Origin of the sequence: Planotetraspora mira (assembly GCF_016863275.1) — a bacterium.
GTDB lineage: Bacteria > Actinomycetota > Actinomycetes > Streptosporangiales > Streptosporangiaceae > Planotetraspora > Planotetraspora mira.
In genome coordinates this window covers 42,892-64,504 of record NZ_BOOO01000005.1, presented here as the reverse complement: position 1 = coordinate 64,504, position 21,613 = coordinate 42,892, and the positions used below count along the sequence as shown (strand labels likewise).

Here is a 21,613-nt window from a genome sequence, read left to right as displayed (position 1 = left end):
GACCTGCGGCTCCGTGGCGGGGCCTGGGTCTCCGACCGGCAGCGCCGTCGCCGGGGTCAGTGAGCCTCGTTGATCACTGTGCCCGATCGATCAGTGATCAGTGGGCCTCGGCGAACTGCGCCTCCTCGGTGGAGCCCGCGAGGGCCGTGGTCGAGGAGTCCGGCGCGATGGCCGTGCTGACCAGGTCGAAGTATCCGGTGCCGACCTCACGCTGGTGGCGGGTGGCGGTGTAGCCGCGGCTCTCCGCGGCGAACTCGGCCTCCTGGAGCCCGACGTAGGCGGTCATGCCGTCCTCGGCGTAGCCGCGGGCGAGGTCGAACATCGAGTAGTTCAGCGAGTGGAAGCCGGCGAGGGTGATGAACTGGAACTTGTACCCCATGTGCCCGAGTTCGCGCTGGAACTTGGCGATGGTGGAGTCGTCGAGATGCTTCTTCCAGTTGAACGACGGCGAGCAGTTGTAGGCCAGCATCTGGTCCGGGTACTGCGCCTTGATCGCCTCGGCGAACTCGCGCGCCACGTCGAGGTCCGGAGTGGAGGTCTCCATCCACAGCAGGTCCGAGTGGGGCGCGTAGGCCAGGCCCCGGGCGATGCACGCGTCGACGCCGTTGCGGACGCGGTAGAAGCCCTCGGCCGTGCGGTCGCCGGTCGCGAAGGCGCGGTCGCGGGGGTCGACGTCGCTGGTCAGCAGCGTCGCGGCCTGAGCGTCGGTCCGCGCGATGACCAGTGTGGAGACTCCGCAGACGTCGGCCGCCAGGCGGGCCGCGTTGAGGGTCTTGATGTGCTGCCCGGTCGGGATCAGCACCTTGCCGCCGAGGTGGCCGCACTTCTTCTCCGAGGCGAGCTGGTCCTCCCAGTGCACGCCCGCCGCACCTGCGGCGATCATGCCCTTCATCAGCTCGAACGCGTTGAGCACGCCGCCGAAGCCGGCCTCCGCGTCGGCCACGATGGGCGCCAGCCAGTGCGGGGCCTTGTCGTCGCCCTCCGACCAGGTGATCTGGTCGGCGCGCAGCAGCGCGTTGTTGATGCGGCGGACCACGGCGGGAACCGAGTTGGCGGGGTAGAGGCTCTGGTCGGGGTAGGTCTGCCCGCCCAGGTTGGCGTCGGCGGCGACCTGCCAGCCGGACAGGTAGATCGCCTTGAGGCCCGCCTTCACCTGCTGGACCGCCTGGTTGCCGGTCAGCGCGCCGAGAGCGTGGACGTAGTCCTGCGAGGTGAGCAGCTTCCAGAGCCGGTCGGCGCCGAGCCGGGCCAGCGTGTGCTCCTCCTGCACCGAGCCGCGGAGCCGGACCACGTCCTCTGCCGTGTAGGTCCGCTCGATGTCCTTCCAGCGGGGGTCGGTCTCCCATTCGTGGCGTAGTTGCTCGGCCTCAGCGGCGATTCGGTCTGACATGTCCGTCACTCCCTCGTTGCGTGCTCTGCCGTCACCTGGGTGCTTGTTCCGAGTTTGTTCCCGGTGGCAGAGATCAACAAGGCGAATCTGAGCGCAAAAATGGAAGATATTCCAAATATTCGAATACTTGCCAGTATTCTGGAGAGAAGAATCGTCGATGTTTCCGCATGGACTAGACCAATCCCTGCGAGCCGGTGCACGGGAGGCTGGAAGAAGGGTGGAAATTCCGCCTAGGATCGAGCCATGCCGTCCTTGCTGGGTGAAGAACCACTGTCTTTGACACAGGAGCTGGACCTCCTGGCCTTCGGCCAACGCCTCAAGCACCTGCGGAGGCAACGTGGGCTCACCCTCTCCGAGCTCGGTGAGCGGGTGGGACGCGCGCCCAGCCAGCTCTCCCTCCTGGAGAACGGCAAACGCGAGCCGAAGCTGTCGCTGCTGAAGGCCCTGGCCGCCGCGTTGAGCGTCCCCATCGAGGAACTGCTCCGCAGGCAGGCGCCCAACCGGCGGGCGCAGCTGGAGATCGCCCTGGAAGAGGCTCAGCGCGATCCGCTGTACACGAGCCTCGGGCTGAGCCGGCTCAAGGTCTCCGCGCGGGTGCCGAACGACGTGCTCGAGCACATCCTCGGCCTGTTCGACGAGCTGAAGGCGCGCGAGGCCAAGGGCACGGCCACTCCGGAGGAGGCCCGCGCGGCGAACGCCGACCTGCGGCGCGAGCAGCGGGAGCTCGGCAACTACTTCGAGGACATCGAGCAGGCGGCCGCCGAGGCCCTCGCGGCGGTGGGCTACCGGATGGGCCCGCTGTCGGAGAGCACCGTCCAGGCGCTGGTCTCGCACTTCGGGTTCACCGTCCACCAGGCCCAGGACCTGCCCCGATCCGCCCGGTCGGTGACCGATCTCAGGAACCGGCGGATCTACCTCAAACGCGAGCAACTGGGGATGCACACCCCCCGCACGATCCTGCTGCAGACCCTCGGCCACTTCGCGCTCCAGCACCACAAGCCCCGCGACTTCGCCGACTTCCTGCGCCAGCGGGTCGAGGCGAACTACTTCGCGGCGGCCGTCCTGGTCCCGGAGACGGCGGCCGTGCCGTTCCTGCAGGAGGCGAAGCAGGACAAGGCACTGTCCGTGGAGGACCTCAGAGACGTCTTCGGGGTCTCCTACGAGATGGCGGCCCACCGGTTCACCAACCTCGCCACCCGCCACCTCGACCTCGTGTGCCACTTCGTGCGCAACGACGCGGGCGGGATCATCTACAAGGCCTACGAGAACGACGGGATCGTCTTCCCCGCCGACGAGCAGGGGGCCATCGAGGGCCAGCGGCTCTGCCTGCGGTGGTCCGGCCGTCAGGTGTTCCAGTCGCCCGACCGGTTCTCGCTGTACTACCAGTACTCGGACACCCCGACGGGGACCTACTTCTGCGTGGCCCACGTCGACCCGTCGCAGGAGAAGGACTTCGCGATCACGCTCGGCGTGCCGTACCGGGAGTCGCGCTGGTTCCGCGGCAGGGAGACCACCAGCAGGACCAAGTCGAACTGCCCGAACGGGGAGTGTTGCCGGCGGCCGCCCGCCGACCTGGCGCAGCGGTGGGAGGGGTACGCCTGGCCCTCGGTCCTGGCCAACTCGCACATCCTGGCCGCGCTGCCGCCGGGTTCGTTCCCCGGCGTCGACGAGGCGGACGTCTACGCCTTCCTCGACCGCCATGCGGCCTCCTGACCGCACCCTCGTCAGGTCCCCCGGGGCTCCAGGGGCCGTCCGGCGCACCGTAGGGTGATGGCCGTGGACTCAGAGGTCGATGAGAGGATCATGCGTGCTGCCTGAGGTCGAAGCCTGGCTGCGCAGCCGCACCACATCCTCCGCCGACTGGCCGATCGGCACCCTGATGGCTGCCAAGGGGACCACGCGGATCAGTGTGGTCCTCCCGGCGCGCGACGAGGCCGAGACCGTGGGGGAGATCGTCGGCGCGATCCGGCGCGACCTCGTCGAGTCGGTGCCGCTCGTCGACGAACTCATCGTCATCGACTCCCGGTCGACCGACGACACCGCGGCGCAGGCCGTACAGGCCGGGGCGAAGGTCTTCGCGCAGGACGAGATCCTGTGCGAACTGGAACCGCTCGACGGCAAGGGCGAGGCGTTGTGGAAGTCGCTCGCGGTGACGACGGGGGACCTCATCGTCTTCGTCGACGCCGACCTGCGGGAGTTCCGCACCTCGTTCGTGACCGGGCTCCTCGGGCCGCTCCTGCTGGACCCCTCGGTCGCGTACGTGAAGGGCTGCTACGACAGGCCGCTGTCGGGGGTGCAGGGCGCGGGCGGACGGGTCACCGAACTCGTCGCGCGGCCGCTGCTCAACCTGCACTGGCCGCTGCTCGCCGGCTTCGTCCAACCGCTCTCGGGGGAGTACGCCGGACGGCGCAGCGCCCTGGAGCGGGTCCCCTTCGTGAGCGGGTACGGCGTCGAGATGGCCCTGCTGATCGACCTGCTCGAGTTCGCGGGGCTCGACGCCCTGGCCCAGGTGGACCTGGGCAGGAGAGTGCACTCCCACCAGTCGACCGAGGCGCTCGGCGGGATGGCCGGGCAGATCATGCACACGGCCTGGTCCCGCCTCGAACGGCAGGGCAAGATCGTGTCTCTGCATGTCCCGTCGGCCCAGGTGACCCAGTTCCGTCGGGGACTGTACGGTCATGATCCGCTGGTCAGGGACGTCACGGTCGCCGAGCGGCCACCCATGGTGACCGTCCCGCAGTACGCCGGCCGGGGGTTGTAGTTCTAACCCGGGGGTGAATTATCGGTGACTGTTACTGGTCGGTAGCATTCCTCTCCATTGATCCCCCCTTTCGGCTTTCCCCATGGACAGGACTCGATGACCGACAACACGACGGGCTTCAACCCCGAGCTGAGTGACGACGTTCGCGAGGTGCGTGACTGGGCGCGCGAGTTCGCTCGTGACGTCATCCGTCCGGCCGGAGCGGAATGGGACGAGCGGGAGGAGACTCCCTGGCCGGTCCTGCAGGAGGCGGCCAAGATCGGTCTCTACTCGCTCGACTTCTTCGCCACGCAGTGGTTCGAGGAGTCCGGACTCGGCCTGCCGGCGACCTTCGAGGAGCTGTTCTGGGGCGACGCGGGCATCGGCCTGTCGATCGTCGGCACCGGCCTCGCCGCGGCGTCCCTCGCCTCGAACGGCACGCCCGAGCAGATGGGGGAGTGGCTGCCCCAGATGTTCGGCTCCGTCGACGACATCAAGCTGGGCGCCTTCTGCGCCTCCGAGCCCGACGCGGGCAGCGACGTCGGCTCGATCCGGACGCGCGCCGTCTACGACGAAGCGTCGGACGAATGGGAGCTGAACGGCGTCAAGACCTGGGTGACCAACGGCGGCATCGCCAACGTGCACGTGGTCGTCGCCTCGGTAGACCCCTCGCTCGGCACCCGTGGCCAGGCCTCCTTCGTGATCCCGCCGGGCACGCCGGGCCTGTCCCAGGGACAGAAGTTCAAGAAGCACGGCATCCGCGCCTCCCACACCGCCGAGGTCGTCCTCGACCACGTCCGGATCCCCGGCTCGTGCCTGCTCGGCGGCAAGGACAAGCTGGACGCGCGGCTGGCCCGGGTGCGCAGCGGGGCCAAGAGCGGCGAGCAGGCCGCCATGCGCACGTTCGAGTCGACCAGGCCGCTGGTCGCCGCCATGGCCGTCGGCCTGGCCCGGGCGTCGTTCGAGTACGCCCGGGACTACGCCGGGGAACGCGAGCAGTTCGGCCGGAAGATCGGCGAGAACCAGGCGGTCGCGTTCCTGCTCGCTGACATGGCCACCCGGATCGACGCGGCGCGGCTGATGACCTGGCGGGCGGCGTGGATGGCCAGGCACGGTCGTCCGCTCGACCACGCCGAGGGTTCCATGAGCAAGCTCGTGGCGAGCGAGACGGCGGTGTGGGTGAGCGAGCAGGCCATCCAGATCCTGGGCGGTGCCGGCTACACCCGCGAGCACCCGGTGGAACGCTTCCACCGGGACAGCAAGATCTTCACGATCTTCGAAGGCACTTCGGAGATCCAGCGCCTCATCATCGGCCGCGCCGTCACCGGCCTGCCCGTCCGGTAGCGGTCCCGCAGGTCAATGGGTTGTGCTCCCGGTCGGGGCCGGAGCCATCGGCACCCAGGCCCGGACGGCGGACAGCCCCGTCATGCGCATGCTCGACGAGCTCAACCACCCGGCCACGGCCGCGCACATCCTGGCCGAGCGGACCATGCTCCACATGTTGCGCGGCCACTGCAACAGCCCGATCGCGGGCTACGCCGACACCACCCCGGACGGGCGGATGAGCCTGTTCGGGATGGTGTTCAAACGGGACGGCAGCGCGTTCGTCCGCTCCCACGCATGGGGCGACCCGTCCGACCCTGCGACGCTCGGCTCCCGCGTCGCGGCCGACCTGCTCCACCAGGGCGCCATGAAGCTCATCGACGCCACCCGGAAATGACGCAGGTGGACGGCTTCGCGTGCGGTCACACGTCCGGCAGGAGCAACGTTCCCTGGACGGTCTTCTAGATCGGCGAGGAGAAGTAGACCTTGAGGCTGTCGCAGCCGCTTCTCGTTTCCCCGGAAGCGTGGATGGTAGCGGAGCCGTCTCCCGCGACCGCTGTGACGCCGACGGGGATGACCGCTCGCGCTTGTTGTGGCTGCCCGTCAGTGGGCTGCTCCCAGAAGATGCAGACGACCCCGACGGAGACCTTCCCGCGATTCGGATTGGTGAGAATGACTGCGTCAAACGGTCCGAACTTCGTCGTCGGCTGCTCCGCTTCATCGACTGTTTGTGCCTCCACCTCTTGGGGCGCAACAGGAAATGCCACATCGGCCATTCCACGGACGGTCACCCGGACGTCCGCCACGCTCGCGGCGTCACTGCCAGTGAAGGCGAGAACGTCGTATGACGCTTCTCGAGCCGGCGCAACCATTTCCGCTCGGTCGGTTCCGAAGGCTGTACTCACGGTGACTCCCGGCAGCGCCGCACCGGTGCGGTCCACCGCCGTGATCTCCAGTGTCGGTATGACGGCCGACGGCCCCCTGTTGACGATCTCGAGCGTCTGATCCATGTATCCGGACGGATTGATCCGGTGAAACGTGAACGACAACTGGTTCACCCGGGTTGGTCCGCCCTTACCCAGAGCGGCCTGAGAACAGCCGAAAGTGGTCATTACAACCATGAGGGCGGTAGCCGTGCGGAGGCTGCGCCATAGACCCACGTGCGGCCGAGGAATGCCAACCCTGGTCGAGGTTCCGTCCGAGGTAGTGGGCCCGAGAGTGAAGATCACGCGCGAAGTATGCCAGGCCGGCGGATGTGACGGGAGAGCAGCCGACCTCGGCGGAAGGCGGCGGCGCCGACCTCCTGGCGGCGCCGCGTTTGCACTGCCGTGTCAACGTCCAGGTATGCGGGCGCGCAGGGCCGGGATGAACCAGTCCAGCACCGGCGCCAGGCTTTCCGGGGCCGGCCAGCCGTTGATCACTGCCAGCAGCTGGAGGTATCGCTCCCTGCGAGGGTCGTTCGCCTGCTCCAGCCGGGTCAGCAGCCGGCGCCGGAGCGCGATGTCGTCGGGGCAGTCGAAGACGCGCGCGTACTGGGCCGTGACCGCCGCGACAACCGGATCGGCCTGGGGCGAGGCCGGGTCGATGCCCGCTGCCAGGGCCGGGCCGGCGTGGTCACGGACCATCGCGGCCGAGTCGCGCCGCAGGGTCGTGGTGTCGCCCTGGGCACGCTCGGTCGCGTGCTGCTCAGCCGTGCGCCGCATGCCGGCGCGAAAATCCGGGTCCTGGGACAGTTCGGCCAACTCCACCCATGCCTCGACCTGCTCGGCCGCGGGATCGTCGGGCAGTTCGGGGGTCATCGAGCGCCTGATCCCCACGAATTCGGCGTCGGGGTCCAGGCCGTCGAAGGCGGTGTCGAGGAACTCGCCGATCAGACGTCGACGCTCGTCCTCGGAGAGCTTGGCCAGTTTGTGCATGAGATCCATCTCCTCAGGGGTTGATCCGCGTCTGGCCACCGCCGTCAGCACCGCACGCCGCAGGCGCAGCGTTCGGATCTGCACCGCCAGTGCCTCGGCGTGCGCTGCGGCGACGTCGGGGAGCGAGCTCTCCCGGTCCACGACCTTCCGGATCGTGGGAAGGTCCACTCCGAGGTCGCGCAGCGTCCGCACGAGGTCCAGGCGCGCGACGGCGTCGATGTCGTAGAGGCGGTAGCCTCCCGGGCTGCGGTCGGTCGGCGGCACGATTCCGCAGTCGGAGTAGAACCGAATGGCCTTGACCGTCAGCCCGGTCCGCCGGGCCAGATCACCGATCGAGTAGAGCGCGTCGCCGTCCATGCCCCCCACTCTCGCGCCTCCCCTTACTGGAGACTCAAGCGCGTTCCGCGCCAGAAAGTCGATCAGCGCGCGCACGGTGAATCCGGCCGGCTCGGACGGAGAACAGATCCTGCCCCGGGCTCCTGCACTGCGTCGGGTTTCGATCCTCACGGAAGTCGCTCAGGATTCCGTGAGGATCGAAAAGTGCGCGGGTGCCCTTCCCCGCAGGCGGCCGGTGCGCGCGCCGTGGTCATACCTTCGCCGGCTGCCTCATAACGCTGGCTGCTTCATAACGCCGCCGGCCTTGTCACGCCGCCGGCCGAAAGTGCCCGCCTCGGATCGTCATCGGTGTTCGGCCCGAGGTCATCCGAAGATTTCATTCCACTCGCGGACGTACCAGTTGCGGACGACGCCGTTCAGGACGAAGGGATCCTCCTTGGCGAACTCCTCGGCCGCTTCGCGGGTGGTGAAGACGGCCATCGAGCCTTCGTTCTGCGGGTCGCCGAAGGTGCCGACCATCAGGAGCGTGCCCTGGGCGTGGAAGTCGTCGAGCCGGGCGCGGTGGGCGGGGAAGTGGGCGGGCGCCTTCGATGCGACGTCGTCCCCTGAGTCGTAGAACATCACGTACTTCATTGAGCCCTCCAAGCGTAAGTGTCGACTAACGCTATCGGTGAGGGCGCCCGAGATGCACCTGCCGGCCTCCGCACCCCGAGCCTCGCTGCGGCCGAGGCGGCCACCTCTCCTGGGACGTTCTCGGTTCCGTGATGCGCGGGCCGCGGCTCAGAGGTCGCCGAGTTCGCCGAGCGGTTTCGTCCAGAAGTCCGGGTCGTGGTGTTCTTCCTCGGCCATGGGGTCGATGACGACGTGCACGATCTGGATGAAGGTCTTGTAGGCCTCGTCCTCGCCGACGCGAATCTGCCCACGTGAGATGAGCTGGTCCCAGTGCTGCTGTTCGGTTTCGACGCGGCAGGAGTTGGTCGCGGCTGAGGGTGCGTGCTTCCTCGACGGTGAGTCGCTTGAAAGCGGCCATGCCGCCGATTGTCGCATTGAGGCCGGCCGTACGACAGGATGATCACGTGGTGAGCCGATTGATCCTGTTCGTGGCCCTCGGTCTCGTCGTCCTGTCCGGATGTGGTTCCGACGCGGCGGTCAGCGGCGCGGAGATGGAGCGGCTCCGCGCGCAGGGTGTGGCCCCGGATCTCGTCTATCTGGTCGACCTGCCGGGATATGAGCTCGCCGAGCAGTCCATGGGTGTGATCAACGAGGAGGGGTTCGGCGCCGTCTACGCCTCACCCGAGGGGCGGCAGGTCGAGTTGCGGGTGGACCACGGCGCTTTCGGCGACGACGTCTGCCAAGGCGTTCCGGTCCACAACGCCACGCCGCCGGACGCGCGGGTGACGTGTGAGCGGGATGACGCGGGCTGGTACCGGGTGGCCGGCGACCGCCATGAGTACGTGTCGGTCCAGGGGGATCGCCTCCTGACGCTCAACGGGCGTGTGACCGAGGTGAGCCGGGACGCGCTGAAGGCCGCCGTCGCCGGGGCGCGGCATGCGGTGAGCGACGGGAGCGGAACTCCGGAGCCGCCGCGGACGCCGGTCCAACGAGGAGACCTGCCGACCGCAGGTGACGGTGCTCCGAACAACGAGGTCGGCGCGGGCGGCTGAGATCCGGGCTGCCCGTGTCCCGGCTGAGAGGGTCATCGCGGCCGCACGTGAGGGTCGGTGCGGGACCCCCAGACGGGAGGCGAGGTCAGTGCGGAACTCCCGCGATGGGAGGGGAGGCCGCCGATGCACCCGGTTCGTAGAACTCCTTGAAGGTGAACGCCTCCGGCCCCGGCCCTTGGGCGCGGATCAGCGCGAGACGCTCCATCGCCTCGCCGAGCGTCGGCGTGTGTCCTTCGGGCACCCACCACATCAGCGTGTACGGCACGGCCGTGCGAACGAACCATTCGCGGCGGCGGCGCAGGATCTCCAGATGCGCGCTGCGGTAGACGAAATTCCACAACGCCTCGCGCGACTCCCAGACCGATACGTTGACCAGCAGGTCGTCACCGTACTGGTGGGTGATGACCTCGGTGGGGTCGTCGCTCTCCATCATGCGCCAGACGAACCCGGGCGCGGAGTCGGAGACGGCGTAGATGGGCTCGAGGGCTGCGACGAAATCCGCCAACTCGGGGGCGTCGATGGGGGCGATGAGATGCGCGACGTTCAGTTGGGCGAGATGCATGGCTGGAGTCTATGTCAGCCGTGATTGTTTTTAGAAGGTCTTCGAGGGCTACTCGGAGACGTCCTTCGCGATGAACGCGACGCAACACTCACCGGGACGTGGGTCGAGCGCCGCCGCGATCCGGTCTTCGCCCAGGCCGCGAAGCATGCCCTCGCACATGGCGAGGTTCATCGAGCAGACGAGCACGGGGTGCGTCTCGGCCAGGACGTGGAACGGGCAGTTCCGCAACCTGATCCGGCCTTCCTCCTCGTACGGCTCGTAGCCACGCTCGACGAGGACGTCTGTCAGCCCGGTCTCGTGGCTCGCGGCCGCCAGGCGCTCTCCCGTACGGCGGGCGGCCTTCTCCGCCTGCTCGTCGCCGTCGAGTTGATCGACCACCTCGGCCAGGACGAGCGCGAGGGTCCGGTAGTCCCGGGGCGGCAGGCTCACCATCCGCTCCGGCCCGCCTCTGCGATAGACCTTCGCCGGCCGGCCGCTCCCCGGGCCCGTCCGGTCGTTGAGCCGACGGAAATCCGCCTCCAGCAGTCCCGCTTCGACCAGCTTGTCGAGATGGAACGCGGCGAGCGTGCGCTGAACGCCGATCGCTTCCGCCGCCTCGTTCCGCCCGACGTCCCGCCCCTGCGCGGCGACGAAGCGGTACAACTCCCGCCGCACGGGATCGGCGAGCATGCTCATCGACTCAAGGTCGTCGCTCTTCACAGCCGGAGTCTAGGCGGCACCCAGGCGACGGCCCTGTCGGCGACCAAGAGATCGAGGCCGCCGGCGGCGCGCGGTCCCGGGGGGTTGGTTCGGGTTCGAACAACTGGTTGTACCGTGAGGGCATGGACGAACCCGCGTGGCTCGACGAGCACGAGTTGAGCGCCTGGCAGGCATTCCTCGCGACGGGCGCCATCATCAACCGCCTGGTCGAGCAGCAGCTCAAGGATGACTCGGGCCTGTCCCACTCGCAGTACGAGGTCCTGGTCCGGCTGGCGGACGCGACCGACGGAGAGCTGCGGATGACCGAACTCGCCGGCGCCGCGTTCACCTCGAAGAGTGGCCTGACCTATCAGGTCGCCCAGTTGGAGAAGGCGGGCCTGGTCCGGCGGCGGGCCTGCCCCACCGATGTCCGGGGGGTCATCGCCTCGCTCACCGACGAGGGATGGGCCGCGCTCCGCGCGGCGGCGCCCGGCCATGCCGCCTTGGTCCGTGAACTGTTCGTCAGCGGCCTCAGCCGGGAGGAGTTCGCCGGTTTCGCCGCAGGGCTGTCGGCACTGCTCGGCCGGCTGTACGCCCACGTCGACTGACGGCCGACGGCACACCCAGTGAATGTCACCTGTCACGGGGAGTGGTCCGAGGGGGTTGTTCGAATTCGAAGCAAAGAGTACGGTCTACCCCTGTTCGAGTTTGAACACCCATTCGATCGGAGACCAGCATGACCTCCACGCCAGCGGAAGCCGCCGTTCGAACCAAGGTCAGCATCCCCTTGCGCTTCGCCGACGGCTTCAGCGTCACGGCCGAGGCCGTCACCTTCCGGGGTCTGGCCGATGGCGGCGAACACGTCGCCATGGTGTTCGGTGAGCTTGCCGTGGGGGAGATCCCGCTGGTCCGCCTGCATTCGGAATGCCTCACGGGCGACGTGTTCGGGTCCGCGCGCTGCGACTGCGGCCAGCAGTTGCGCGAGGCCGTCGAGCGCGTGTCCGTGGCCGGCGGGGTCCTGCTCTATCTGCGCCAGGAAGGCCGCGGCATCGGCCTGTACAACAAGCTCGACGCGTACGCCCTGCAGGACGAGGGCCTGGACACCTACGCGGCCAACGCGGCACTCGGGCTGCCGGAGGACGGGCGGGACTACACCGTCGCCGCCCAGATGCTCGGTGTGCTGGGCATCGGCACGATCGACCTGCTCTCGAACAACCCCGACAAGGCGCGCCAGTTATCCGGCCTCGGCGTGGCCGTCCGCCGCCGGGTGCCCACCGGGGTGTTCGCGACCGAGAGCAACATGCGCTACCTGCGCGCGAAGATCGACCGTACGGGACACACCATCGCCCTCACCGGACTCGCGAGCTGACGCCGAGAACGGGAAGACCGGAGCCATGGCGAACACGGCGAACATCCCCCAGGCGGACAACCCCCGTCCGTACGTGCTGCTCTCCGCCGCGGTGAGCGTCGACGGCTACCTGGACGACACGGGCCCCGAGCGGCTGCTCCTGTCCAACGCGCTGGACTTCGACCGGGTCGACGACGTCCGCGCCGGTGTCGACGCCATCCTCCTCGGGGCCACGGCCGTGCGCCGCGACAACCCCCGCCTGCTGGTCGGCTCGCAGGAGCGCCGGGCCGCCCGGGTCGCGAGGGGCCTGCCCGAATATCCGATGAAGGTCGTGGTCACCGGCTCCGGCGACCTGGACGCCTCCCTCGCGCTGTGGCACTGCGGGGGCGACAAACTGGTCTTCACGGTCGACTCCGCGGTGGCGAAGCTGCTCGACACGATCGGATCCCTGGCCGACGTGGTCAGCACCGGGCCGGCACTCGAGTGGCCCGCCGTCCTCGACGAACTCGGCCACCGCGGCGTCAGGCGCCTCATGGTCGAGGGCGGCGGCTCCGTCCACACGCAGCTCATGTCCGCGAACCTGGCGGACGAGGTGCACGTGGCCGTCGCCCCTCTGCTGGTGGGACAGCCGCAGGCGCCGAGGTTCCTGGGCCCCGCGGACTATCCCGGGGGCCCCCTCGCCCGCATGCGGCTGCTCGAGGCGCGGCCGATCGGCGACGTCGTCCTGCTCCGCTATTCGCCCAAGGAACGCGCCCGCTGACGGGACGCGCCCGTCGCCGGCGCCGTGACCGCTCCCGCCGTGTCACGGGCGCCGAGGCCGCTCCCCGCCGCGCTATGACGCGACGTGATCGCGCCGCGCTATGACGCGATGTGATCGCGCCAGGAATGCTGCGGGACGAAGCCGAGGACCTCCCGGGCGCTGTCGATGGCGAGGAGCGTCTCGAACTCCCCGATCTCGCGCGTGATCTCCACGCCGGGGAAGACCTCCTTCATCAGGTCCGCCGACGGCCGGTTCATCACGGTGTCGGCGGCCGCGATGACGAAGCTTCGGGCTCCCTGCACGGGTGCCTCCAGGGCCAGCCGGCAGGAGGCGGCGGCGTCCCGGGTGTCGATGTACCCCCACAGGTTCCACCGGCGCAGCCGCGGGTCGTCCCAGAAACCGGGGAACGCCCGGTAGTCGTCGGGGCCGAGGATGTTCGAGAAGCGCAGCGCCACGAACGGGATGCCCGACCACTCGGCGACGTGCCCGGCAAGGGTCTCCGTGACCACCTTCGACAGCGCGTACGTCGAGGTCGGAAAGGGATAGTGCGCCTCGTCGACGGGGGCGTAGAGCGGAGGCACGTCGAACGGCAGGCCGAGAGTCGTCTCGCTGGAGGCCCAGACGACCCGGCCGATCTTCAGCTGTGCCGCGGCGAGGAACACGTTCGAGTTCATCACCGTGTTGTCGTTGAAGGTCTCCGACGGGGTCCTGAGACCCGGCGCCGGGATGTTGGCCAGATGGACGACGGCGTCGACGCCCTGCAGAACCTCGACCGCCTGGCCGTATTCGGTCAGGTCCGCGACGAGCACCTGGACCCCGAGGTCCTGCGGCCCTGGCCTGACATCGGTCGCCACCACGTCGAAGCCGTGTTCGAGCAGGTCACGCACCACGCTCCGGCCGAGCTTCCCGCTCGCTCCGGTGACGCAGATCCTCGCCATCATTCCTCCTGCGGTGGTTCATGAGGGTTCAGGGGCCCACGGATACTCTCGCGACAATCATCCGCCACGGCCGATCCAGGGGGCCATATCTAGATATATCGGCTGCGACACAAAGCCGCCCCCTACGGCCGACCCTTGCGGCCGACCCATTCGGCCGACGCGTTCGGTCGACGCTGAGAGGACTTCGGAAGGCGCCGGATCGGCTCGCCTCACGCGACCTCGCCGATCTTCTGGTGCAGAAGGTCGTCCCGCCCGACGACGGCGTCCGGGCCGTCGCCGCAGGCCCGCAGGTTGCGGCGATCCCGGGCGTTTCCGTTATGTTCATGGAATAGATCGATATTGTTGGCTGTTCTGAACAGTACGAACGATCACGGCGAAGGGCTCGATGCCCGCGCGGTACGCGCGATCCCCACTGGGGAGCCACTGCCAGGTACGCGGACATCGAAGGAGACTTGTTTTGCGTCCTTTCATCGCCGAGCCAGGCCACGACGCCGATCTTCTGTGGGACACCCGCGCCGTCTTCCTGTCGGGCGGGGCCGCTCCCCGGCCGAGGACGTTGATCGACATCCTCGAAGGCACGGCACGGCGTCATCCGCACGCGCTCGCGCTCGACGACGGTCACACCCGTCTCGACTACCTCGGCCTGCGCGCCGAAGTCGACCGGATGGCGGACGAGTTGCGTGCCGTGGGCATCGGCCCCGGCGACCGCGTCGGGGTCCGCCGCCCGTCCGGCACGGCCGGGCTCTATGTCGCGATCCTGGCCGTCCTGGCGGCCGGCGCCGCCTACGTCCCCGTCGACGCCGACGACCCGGACGAGCGGGCCGAGCTGGTCTTCTCCGAGGCGGGCGTCTGCGCGGTCCTCGGGGAGGTGCTCGACGTCACGGGCGCTCCGCTGGGCCGTACGGGACCTCCCGGCCTGGACGACGACGCCTGGATGATCTTCACGTCCGGGTCCACGGGCAAGCCCAAGGGCGTCGCGGTGACCCACCGCAGCGCGGCGGCGTTCGTGGACGCGGAGGCACGGCTGTTCCTCTCCGACCGGCCCATCGGCCCCGGCGACCGGGTCCTCGCCGGCCTGTCCGTGGCGTTCGACGCGTCCTGTGAGGAGATGTGGCTGGCGTGGCGGCACGGCGGCTGCCTCGTGGCCGCCCCCCGCGCCCTCGTGCGGACCGGTATGGACCTCGGGCCCTGGCTGATCGACAGGGGCATCACGATCGTGTCCACGGTGCCGACGCTGGCTGCCCTCTGGCCCGTCGAGACGCTCGACCGCGTCCGCCTGCTGATCTTCGGCGGCGAGGCCTGCCCGCCCGAGCTGGCGGAGCGCCTCGCCGTGCCGGGCCGGGAGGTCTGGAACACCTATGGGCCCACCGAGGCCACCGTCGTCGCCTGCGCCGCCCGGATGTCGGGGGAGGGCCCGGTCCGGATCGGCCTCCCGCTCGACGGGTGGGACCTGGCCGTCGTCGACCGTAACGGTGAGCCGGTCTCCATGGGGGAGACCGGTGAGCTCGTGATCGGCGGCGTCGGGCTCGCCCGCTATCTCGACCCGGTCAAGGACGCGGAGAAGTACGCCCCGCTTCCGTCGCTCGGCTGGGAGCGGGCCTACCGCAGCGGCGACCTGGTGCGCGCCGAGGCCGAAGGCCTCATCTTCAACGGCCGGGCCGACGAGCAGATCAAACTGGGCGGCCGGCGCATCGAGCTCGGTGAGGTCGACGCCGCGCTGCAGGCGCTCCCGGGAGTCGCCGGAGCCGCGGCGGCGGTCCGCACGGCCGGCGCGGGCAACCAGCTCCTGATCGGTTACCTGGTCCCCGGCGAGGGCTTCGACCAAGATCTGGCGACGAGCCTGCTGAGGGAGTCGCTGCCCGCCGCGCTCGTCCCCCGCCTCGCGACGGTGGACGCGCTGCCCACCCGGACCTCCGGCAAGATCGACCGTGACGCGCTTCCCTGGCCGCTTCCCACCACCACATCGGGGGAGAGGGCACCGGACGTCGAGCTGTCCGGCGCGGAGCTGTGGCTGGCGGAGCGCTGGGGCGACGTCCTCGGCGTCACCCCCGACCACCCCGCCGCGGACTTCTTCACCGAGGGCGGCACCAGCCTGGCCGCGGCCCGGCTGGTCTCCGCGCTGCGTGCCGAATATCCGGCCGCGGCCGTCGGCGACATCTACGACCATCCGACGCTGGGCGGGCTGGCGGCCCGTCTGTCCGCGTCGGACACCGGGCGGATCGCGACCACCGACCGCGTCGTCACCCCGATGCCCCGGCGGGCGGCGGTCGCGCAGGCGGCGCTCATGCTGCCGCTCCTCACCATCGGCGCGCTGCGCTGGCTGACCGCGCTGGCCACGATCAACAACGTCGTCTCCCTGCCCTGGGCTCCCACCGTCTCGTGGGGATGGGTGCTGGCCGGGTGGCTGCTGTTCTTCTCACCCGCCGGGCGGATGGCCCTCGCCGCCGGGGGCGCCCGGCTGCTCCTGCGCGGAGTGGGGCCGGGCAGCTACCCGCGCGGTGGCCACGTGCACCTGCGGCTCTGGTTCGCCGAGCAACTCGCCGCCCGCCTGGGCGTCCCCGGACTTTCGGGCGCTCCGTGGGTCACCTACTACGCCAGGGCGCTCGGTGCGAGGATCGGCAAGGACGCCGATCTCCACTCCCTGCCTCCGATCACCGGGCTGCTCCGGCTCGGCGCGAACGCCGCCATCGAGCCCGAGGTCGACCTGAGCGGCTACTGGCACGACGGAGACCTCGTCCGCGTCGGTGAGATCCGCGTCGGCCCCGGAGCGACCGTCGGCTCGCGCTCGACCCTGCTTCCCGGCGTCAAGATCGGCAAGAACGCCCAGATCGCCCCGGGATCCGCGGTGATCGGCACGGTTCCGTCCGGCGAGCGCTGGGCGGGGGCTCCCGCCGTACGGCAGGGCAAGGCACGCAAGCCCGAGGAGCGTCCCGCGCGCACGCGGCGCTGGGTCGCGGGCTACGGCGTGTCCGCTCTGGTCCTGAGCCTGCTCCCGGTGGCCGCCGCGGTCCCGGGCCTCGCCGTCCTGGCCGCCTTCCTGCGGCACAGCACGTCGCCGCTGGTCTCCGCCATGTACGCCGTGCCGCTCGCGACGCTCGTCTCGATGGCCGCGTTCGCCCTGGCAATCTTCGTCTGCGTCCGGCTGCTCGCGGTCGGCCTGCGCGAGGGCAGTCATCCCGTGCACAGCCGCCAGGCCTGGCAGGCGTGGGCGAGCGGTCATCTGATGGCGATGGCCCGCGTCTGGCTGTTCCCGCTCTACGCGAGCGTCCTCACGCCGTCGTGGCTGCGCGCCCTCGGCATGAAGATCGGGCGTGACGTCGAGCTGTCGACCGTCCTGGCGTTGCCGTCGATGACCTCCATCGGCGACGGCGCCTTCCTCGCCGACGACACCATGGTCGCCCCGTACGAGCTGGAAGGCGGGCGGCTGCGGGTCGCGAACGCGCGCATCGGCAAGCGGGCCTTCCTCGGCAACTCGGGGATGACCGCCCCCGGCCGGAAGGTCCCCAAGGACGGCCTGGTCGGAGTGTTGTCCGCGACCCCGAAGAAGGCCAAGGTCGGCTCGTCCTACCTGGGCATGCCGCCGGTCAGGCTCCGCCGTACGGTCGAGGGCGGAGACCGCAGCCGCACCTACGACCCGCCCCGGCGGCTGAAGGTCGCGCGCGCGGCCGTCGAGCTGTGCCGGATCGTCCCCGCCATGGCCACGGTGGCGCTCGCCGTGCTGGTCCTGGCGGCCCTCGAACAGCTCGCCGTGTCGTACGGCTTCGGCGTCGCGGCCCTGCTGGGCGGGGTGGTCCTGCTCGGCGCCGGAGTCGCCGCGGCGGCGGTCGCGAGCCTGGCCAAGTGGATGATCGTCGGCCGGATCACCGCGGGCAACCGCCCCCTGTGGAGCTCGTTCGTGTGGCGCAACGAGCTGGCCGACAACTTCGTCGAGGTGCTGGCCGCGCCGTGGTTCGCCGAGCCGTGGCTGGGCACCGCCCCGCTGAACCTGTGGCTCCGCTCGCTGGGGGCCCGGATCGGCCGCGGTGTGACCTGCAACACCTACTGGCTCCCCGAAGCGGACCTGATCGAGCTGGGCGACGGCTCGTGCGTCAACCGCGGCTGCGTGCTTCAGACCCATCTGTTCCACGACCGGGTCATGAGCATCGATACGGTGGTCCTGCACAAGGGAGCGACGCTCGGCCCGCACGGGGTCGTCCTGCCCGCGGCCACGGTCGGGGCGGACACCACCGTCGGCCCGGCGTCACTGGTGATGCGCGGCGAGTCCGTGCCGTCCCAGACCCGCTGGTTCGGCAACCCGATCGTGGCGTGGGCTCCGGCCGACTGATGCTGGGAACCAAACGGAACGTGAGCGTGCACCACCCCTATTTCCCCGAACACGGCGACGAGAGCTACCGGGTCGACCATTACGACCTCACGCTGGACTACCGCATAGCCTCCAACAGGCTCGGCGGCGTCGCCCGGCTCACGGTGACGGCCGTGGAGCCGCTTGACCGGCTCACGCTGGATCTCGGCGTCTTCCGGGTCACCCAGGTCCTGATCGACGGGGAGCGCCTGCCGTACACCCACCGCGACGGCAAGCTCCGGATCACGCCCGGCCGGTCGCTGCCGCCGGGCGAACCGGTCACCGTCGAGGTCCGCTACGCCGGAACCCCCCGCCCCGTGCGGAGTCACTGGGGCGGGCTCGGATGGGAGGAGCTGACCGACGGCGCCCTCGTGGCCAGCCAGCCGACCGGCGCGCCGTCGTGGTTCCCCTGCAACGACCGGCCGGGTGACAAGGCCACGTACCGGATCTCGGTGACCGCGGCCGCGGCCTACCAGGTCGTCGCCAACGGCCATCTGGTGTCCAAGCGCCGGGCGGCTTCCGGCACGACCTGGGTGTACGAGCAGGACGAGCCGATGGCGACGTACCTGGTGGGCGTTCAGATCGGGCGTTACCAGCGGGCCGAGCTGCCGGGACCGGTCCCTCAGCACCTGGCCCACCCCGTCCGGCTGGCCGCCCAGGTGCGATACGACTTCGGCCGCCAGGCGCAGATGCTGGCCGTCTTCACGGAGCGGTTCGGGCCCTACCCGTTCCGCGACTACACCGTCGTCGTCGTGGACGACGAACTGGAGATCCCGATCGAGGCGCACGGAATGTCGGTCTTCGGCGCCAACCACGTGGACGGCCGCCGCCGTTACGAACGGCTCGTCGCCCACGAACTCGCGCACCAGTGGTACGGCAACAGCCTGACGCTGGCCGACTGGCGCGACATCTGGCTGCATGAGGGGTTCGCCGCGTACGCGGAGTGGTTGTGGTCGGAGGACTCGGGCGGCGATCACGCGCACGAGCACGCACAACGGTGGCACCGCAGGCTCGCGGCCATGCCCCAGGACCTGGTGCTCGCCGATCCCGGCCCGGACCGGATCTTCGACGACCGCGTCTACAAGCGCGGCGCCCTGACTCTGCACGCCCTGCGGCGGACGCTGGGCGACGCCGCGTTCTTCCCGATGTTGCGCGACTGGACGGCCAGGCATCGGCACGGCGTGGTGAGCACCGACGCGTTCGCCGACCATGTCCAGCGCTATGCCACCCGGCCGCTCGACACGTTCCTGTGGACCTGGCTGTACGACTCCCGGCTGCCCTTCCTGCCCTGAGGCCTGCCCTCAGGCTTGCTCTGGCGCGGCCGGGAGGCCGCGCCGGTCAGCGGTAGCGGAAGCCGTCCAGGAACCGCCTGAAGAGCCCGCCCACACGCGGCAGGGGCTCGCCGGGGGGCGGCGCCACCGGACGCTGCCTGGCGATGGGCTGGTCGTAGTCGGTCCGCGCGATGGCGTCGACGACCTGATGCTCGTCGAAGTCCTCCGACCCTTCGATCACGGGGACGAACCCCACCAGCATGCCGTTGCGCATGACCTGGGCCTCGAGGCCGGCCGTGCCGTCGGTGTCCCATTCGGCCTCCCGGCCGTCCGGCAGGGACACCCGAATCCCGAACTGGTAGACGCCGACTCTGGCGAGAGTTCCGTTGATGCCGCGCTCACGAAGCGCGTCCACGACCCGCCGTGCCCGATTCTCTTCCACCAGTCCCAAGATAATCGTCACCCGACGTTCACGAGCACGCCGTCCGGAGCGGGCTTACTTGAGCAAGTTATATAGACAACTTGCTCACTCCCGGCATCGCACACGCGGTGTCCGGGCAGAGAGGACCGTACCTGTGTCACCCCTCTCACGTGCCGTGACCGGCGGGAACTCCGTCACGCTCACTTCTCCGGCCAACCCTCAGAAGGGCGACCGGCTGACCTTCCACTGGACCACGGACGCACCCGACTCGAAGAACTGGATCGGAATCTACGACGGCGACCGGAAGCCGGGCACCGGCACCGCGCCCGTGTGGGCCTACGTCCCCGGAGACTCCGGTGACCTCACGCTGGACACCTCGAAACTGAGCGGCGGGCCGTACACCGCCTACCTGCTGGCCAAGGACGGCTACGGCATCCTCGCGCAGAGCGCCCCGTTCAGCTTCGCCGGCCCGCAGACCGACACCATCGTGCTCACGTCGCCGACGGCCCCGCTCGAGGGCGACAAGCTGACCTTCCACTGGACCACCGAGACCCCTGACCCCACCAACTGGATCGGGATCTACGACGGCGACCGGCAGCCCGGCAACGGCGGCTCGATCGTGTGGGAGTACACCCCCGGCGCCTCCGGCGACATGACCCTGGACACCTCCGGCCTGAGCGGCGGTCCCTACACCGCCTACCTGCTGGCCAAGGACGGCTACGGCATCCTCGCCCGCACCAGCCCGTTCAGCTTCGGCGTCCGCCCGGTCATCCCGCGCCCCCACGCGGTGGTCGACGCCGTCACCGCCGCCCCGCAGACGGCCGGCTCGGCGGTCTCCCTCCACCTGGGCGGGCTCTGGATCAGACCGGAGGGCAATGCGGCCGGTTCCGCCGCCTTCCGCCGCATCAGCGGCCCCTCCTGGTTGTCCGTCACCGCCGGCGGAGACGTCACCGGCACCGCGCCCGTCCTCCCGCTGAGGACGCCGGGGCAACTCGTGGTCGGCGTGCAGGACAGCGTGATCGGCAGCGACACCCTCAGGGTTCAGGTGCCGGTGCGCGGGGGCGACGACCGGGTCCAGGTCAAGATCGCCAGCTTGAACGTCTGGGACGGCGGATCGCACGTCGACGGCTTCCTGGAGAAGCTGATGCGCGTCGTGCTCACCCAGGGCCTGGACGTCCTCGCGCTGCAGGAGACCGGCGGCACCGTCGCACAGGCGCTCGCCAAGGCGCTGGGCTGGCAGTCCTACCAGAGCGACGGCAGCCTCGGCATCGTCAGCCGCTATCCGCTCGGCTCCGTCGTGGCCCCCACGGCCGCCCTGCCCGCCGCGGCGGTCACGGTCACCCTGCCCGGCCGCCGCACGATCCGGCTGTGGACGGCCCAGCTCGACGAGGCCGACTACGGCCCGTACGCGTTGTCGGCCGGCAAGACGGCGGCGCAGGTGGAGGCCGCGGAGAAGCTGACGCTCCGCTACAAGCAGGTTCAGGCCCTGCTGGCCGCGATGAAGCACGACCTCGCCTCCGACGTCCCGGTCGTCCTCGCGGCGGGCCTCGCCTCGCCGTCCCACCTGGACTGGACGTCCCGTACGGCTTCCGCGCACGGGGGCGTGGGCAAGCTCCGCTGGCCCGTCACAGACGCGCTCCAGCATGGCGGTCTGACCGACGCCTTCCGCGACGTCAACTCGAACCCCGCGAAGGACCCCGGCATCACCTGGTCGCCGGTGCGGCCGACCAACGAGGGCGGGAAGGCGGAACCGCAGGACCGCGTCGACCAGGTCCAGTACCGGGGATCGCTCAAGGTCGTCGAGGCCCACTCCCTGTTCACCGGCTGGCCGCAGCCCGTGCCCGGTACCGCCGCCAACGGCTGGCCGTCCGACCACGCCGCGGCCGTCGTCACCTTCTCCCTCAACGCCGCCCGCGGCTGACCG

The 21,613-nt window shown here is 70.0% G+C and carries 20 protein-coding genes; 11 read left to right on the top strand and 9 right to left on the bottom strand.

The genetic code is table 11. From position 1 onward, the window contains the following. Window positions 1-97: 97 nt before the first annotated feature. Window positions 98-1,390, bottom strand: coding sequence for an isocitrate lyase (gene aceA, locus Pmi06nite_RS06400; protein ID WP_203951924.1), 1,293 nt, complete (start codon window positions 1,388-1,390; stop codon window positions 98-100). A gap of 243 nt (window positions 1,391-1,633) precedes the next feature. Here aceA and Pmi06nite_RS06395 point away from each other — a divergent pair, with 243 nt between their 5' ends. The 4 genes from Pmi06nite_RS06395 (at window position 1,634) to Pmi06nite_RS06380 (ending at window position 5,850) form a co-directional block, all read left to right on the top strand. After that, the gene (locus Pmi06nite_RS06395; RefSeq protein WP_373317268.1) at window positions 1,634-3,103 is read left to right on the top strand and encodes an XRE family transcriptional regulator; all 1,470 of its coding nucleotides are present in this window, start codon (window positions 1,634-1,636) and stop codon (window positions 3,101-3,103) included. A 94-nt stretch (window positions 3,104-3,197) separates the two neighbouring features. Further along, window positions 3,198-4,151, top strand: coding sequence for a glucosyl-3-phosphoglycerate synthase (locus tag Pmi06nite_RS06390; RefSeq protein WP_203951923.1), 954 nt, complete (start codon window positions 3,198-3,200; stop codon window positions 4,149-4,151). Between the two features lie 96 nt (window positions 4,152-4,247). After that, entirely contained in the window at window positions 4,248-5,474 is a 1,227-nt protein-coding gene (locus Pmi06nite_RS06385; protein WP_203951922.1) for an acyl-CoA dehydrogenase family protein, read from the top strand. Between the two features lie 22 nt (window positions 5,475-5,496). Continuing rightward, window positions 5,497-5,850, top strand: a complete 354-nt coding sequence (locus Pmi06nite_RS06380) for a hypothetical protein (protein WP_203951921.1) — start codon at window positions 5,497-5,499, stop codon at window positions 5,848-5,850. A gap of 64 nt (window positions 5,851-5,914) precedes the next feature. On the opposite strand, the gene Pmi06nite_RS06375 is transcribed toward Pmi06nite_RS06380, so the two are convergent. The 4 genes from Pmi06nite_RS06375 to Pmi06nite_RS06360 form a co-directional block, all read right to left on the bottom strand. After that, window positions 5,915-6,565 carry a hypothetical protein gene (locus Pmi06nite_RS06375; RefSeq protein WP_203951920.1) on the bottom strand — a complete coding sequence of 217 codons (651 nt, stop codon included), beginning with the start codon at window positions 6,563-6,565 and terminating at the stop codon, window positions 5,915-5,917. Between the two features lie 219 nt (window positions 6,566-6,784). Then, on the bottom strand, window positions 6,785-7,726 hold the full coding sequence (locus tag Pmi06nite_RS06370) for a MerR family transcriptional regulator (protein WP_203951919.1): 942 nt from the start codon (window positions 7,724-7,726) through the stop codon (window positions 6,785-6,787). Window positions 7,727-8,068: 342 nt separating this feature from the next. Beyond that, window positions 8,069-8,338: a YciI family protein gene (locus Pmi06nite_RS06365; RefSeq protein ID WP_203951918.1), complete on the bottom strand. Its 270-nt coding sequence runs from the start codon at window positions 8,336-8,338 to the stop codon at window positions 8,069-8,071. A gap of 147 nt (window positions 8,339-8,485) precedes the next feature. Continuing rightward, window positions 8,486-8,752, bottom strand: a complete 267-nt coding sequence (locus Pmi06nite_RS06360; RefSeq protein WP_203951917.1) for a hypothetical protein — start codon at window positions 8,750-8,752, stop codon at window positions 8,486-8,488. A gap of 32 nt (window positions 8,753-8,784) precedes the next feature. On the opposite strand from Pmi06nite_RS06360, the gene Pmi06nite_RS06355 reads away from it, so the two are divergent. Continuing rightward, entirely contained in the window at window positions 8,785-9,369 is a 585-nt protein-coding gene (locus Pmi06nite_RS06355) for a hypothetical protein (protein WP_203951916.1), read from the top strand. A gap of 85 nt (window positions 9,370-9,454) precedes the next feature. Here the strand turns inward: Pmi06nite_RS06355 and Pmi06nite_RS06350 are convergent, their stop codons facing one another. Together Pmi06nite_RS06350 and Pmi06nite_RS06345 are read right to left on the bottom strand one after the other, a co-directional pair. Then, window positions 9,455-9,931 carry a DUF3291 domain-containing protein gene (locus Pmi06nite_RS06350; RefSeq protein ID WP_203951915.1) on the bottom strand — a complete coding sequence of 159 codons (477 nt, stop codon included), beginning with the start codon at window positions 9,929-9,931 and terminating at the stop codon, window positions 9,455-9,457. Window positions 9,932-9,979: 48 nt separating this feature from the next. Further along, window positions 9,980-10,630, bottom strand: coding sequence for a helix-turn-helix transcriptional regulator (locus tag Pmi06nite_RS06345; RefSeq protein ID WP_203951914.1), 651 nt, complete (start codon window positions 10,628-10,630; stop codon window positions 9,980-9,982). 122 nt (window positions 10,631-10,752) lie between these two features. Between Pmi06nite_RS06345 and Pmi06nite_RS06340 the strand changes: the two genes are divergently transcribed. The 3 genes from Pmi06nite_RS06340 (at window position 10,753) to Pmi06nite_RS06330 (ending at window position 12,717) form a co-directional block, all read left to right on the top strand. Continuing rightward, window positions 10,753-11,217 (top strand): MarR family winged helix-turn-helix transcriptional regulator, encoded by a 465-nt coding sequence (locus Pmi06nite_RS06340; protein ID WP_203951913.1) that lies wholly within the window; start codon window positions 10,753-10,755, stop codon window positions 11,215-11,217. Between the two features lie 128 nt (window positions 11,218-11,345). Further along, window positions 11,346-11,978, top strand: a complete 633-nt coding sequence (locus tag Pmi06nite_RS06335; protein ID WP_203951912.1) for a GTP cyclohydrolase II — start codon at window positions 11,346-11,348, stop codon at window positions 11,976-11,978. A 25-nt stretch (window positions 11,979-12,003) separates the two neighbouring features. Continuing rightward, window positions 12,004-12,717: a RibD family protein gene (locus tag Pmi06nite_RS06330; RefSeq protein ID WP_203951911.1), complete on the top strand. Its 714-nt coding sequence runs from the start codon at window positions 12,004-12,006 to the stop codon at window positions 12,715-12,717. Window positions 12,718-12,815: 98 nt separating this feature from the next. Here the strand turns inward: Pmi06nite_RS06330 and Pmi06nite_RS06325 are convergent, their stop codons facing one another. Beyond that, window positions 12,816-13,655: an NAD-dependent epimerase/dehydratase family protein gene (locus Pmi06nite_RS06325; RefSeq protein ID WP_203951910.1), complete on the bottom strand. Its 840-nt coding sequence runs from the start codon at window positions 13,653-13,655 to the stop codon at window positions 12,816-12,818. A gap of 457 nt (window positions 13,656-14,112) precedes the next feature. Between Pmi06nite_RS06325 and Pmi06nite_RS06320 the strand changes: the two genes are divergently transcribed. Then, window positions 14,113-17,979, top strand: a complete 3,867-nt coding sequence (locus Pmi06nite_RS06320; RefSeq protein ID WP_239113712.1) for a Pls/PosA family non-ribosomal peptide synthetase — start codon at window positions 14,113-14,115, stop codon at window positions 17,977-17,979. A gap of 20 nt (window positions 17,980-17,999) precedes the next feature. After that, window positions 18,000-19,289, top strand: a complete 1,290-nt coding sequence (locus Pmi06nite_RS06315; RefSeq protein WP_239113711.1) for a M1 family metallopeptidase — start codon at window positions 18,000-18,002, stop codon at window positions 19,287-19,289. 46 nt (window positions 19,290-19,335) lie between these two features. Here the strand turns inward: Pmi06nite_RS06315 and Pmi06nite_RS06310 are convergent, their stop codons facing one another. Further along, window positions 19,336-19,710 carry a hypothetical protein gene (locus tag Pmi06nite_RS06310; protein WP_203951907.1) on the bottom strand — a complete coding sequence of 125 codons (375 nt, stop codon included), beginning with the start codon at window positions 19,708-19,710 and terminating at the stop codon, window positions 19,336-19,338. A gap of 133 nt (window positions 19,711-19,843) precedes the next feature. Here Pmi06nite_RS06310 and Pmi06nite_RS06305 point away from each other — a divergent pair, with 133 nt between their 5' ends. Beyond that, entirely contained in the window at window positions 19,844-21,610 is a 1,767-nt protein-coding gene (locus Pmi06nite_RS06305; RefSeq protein WP_203951906.1) for an endonuclease/exonuclease/phosphatase family protein, read from the top strand. The last annotated feature ends 3 nt before the right edge of the window (window positions 21,611-21,613 follow it).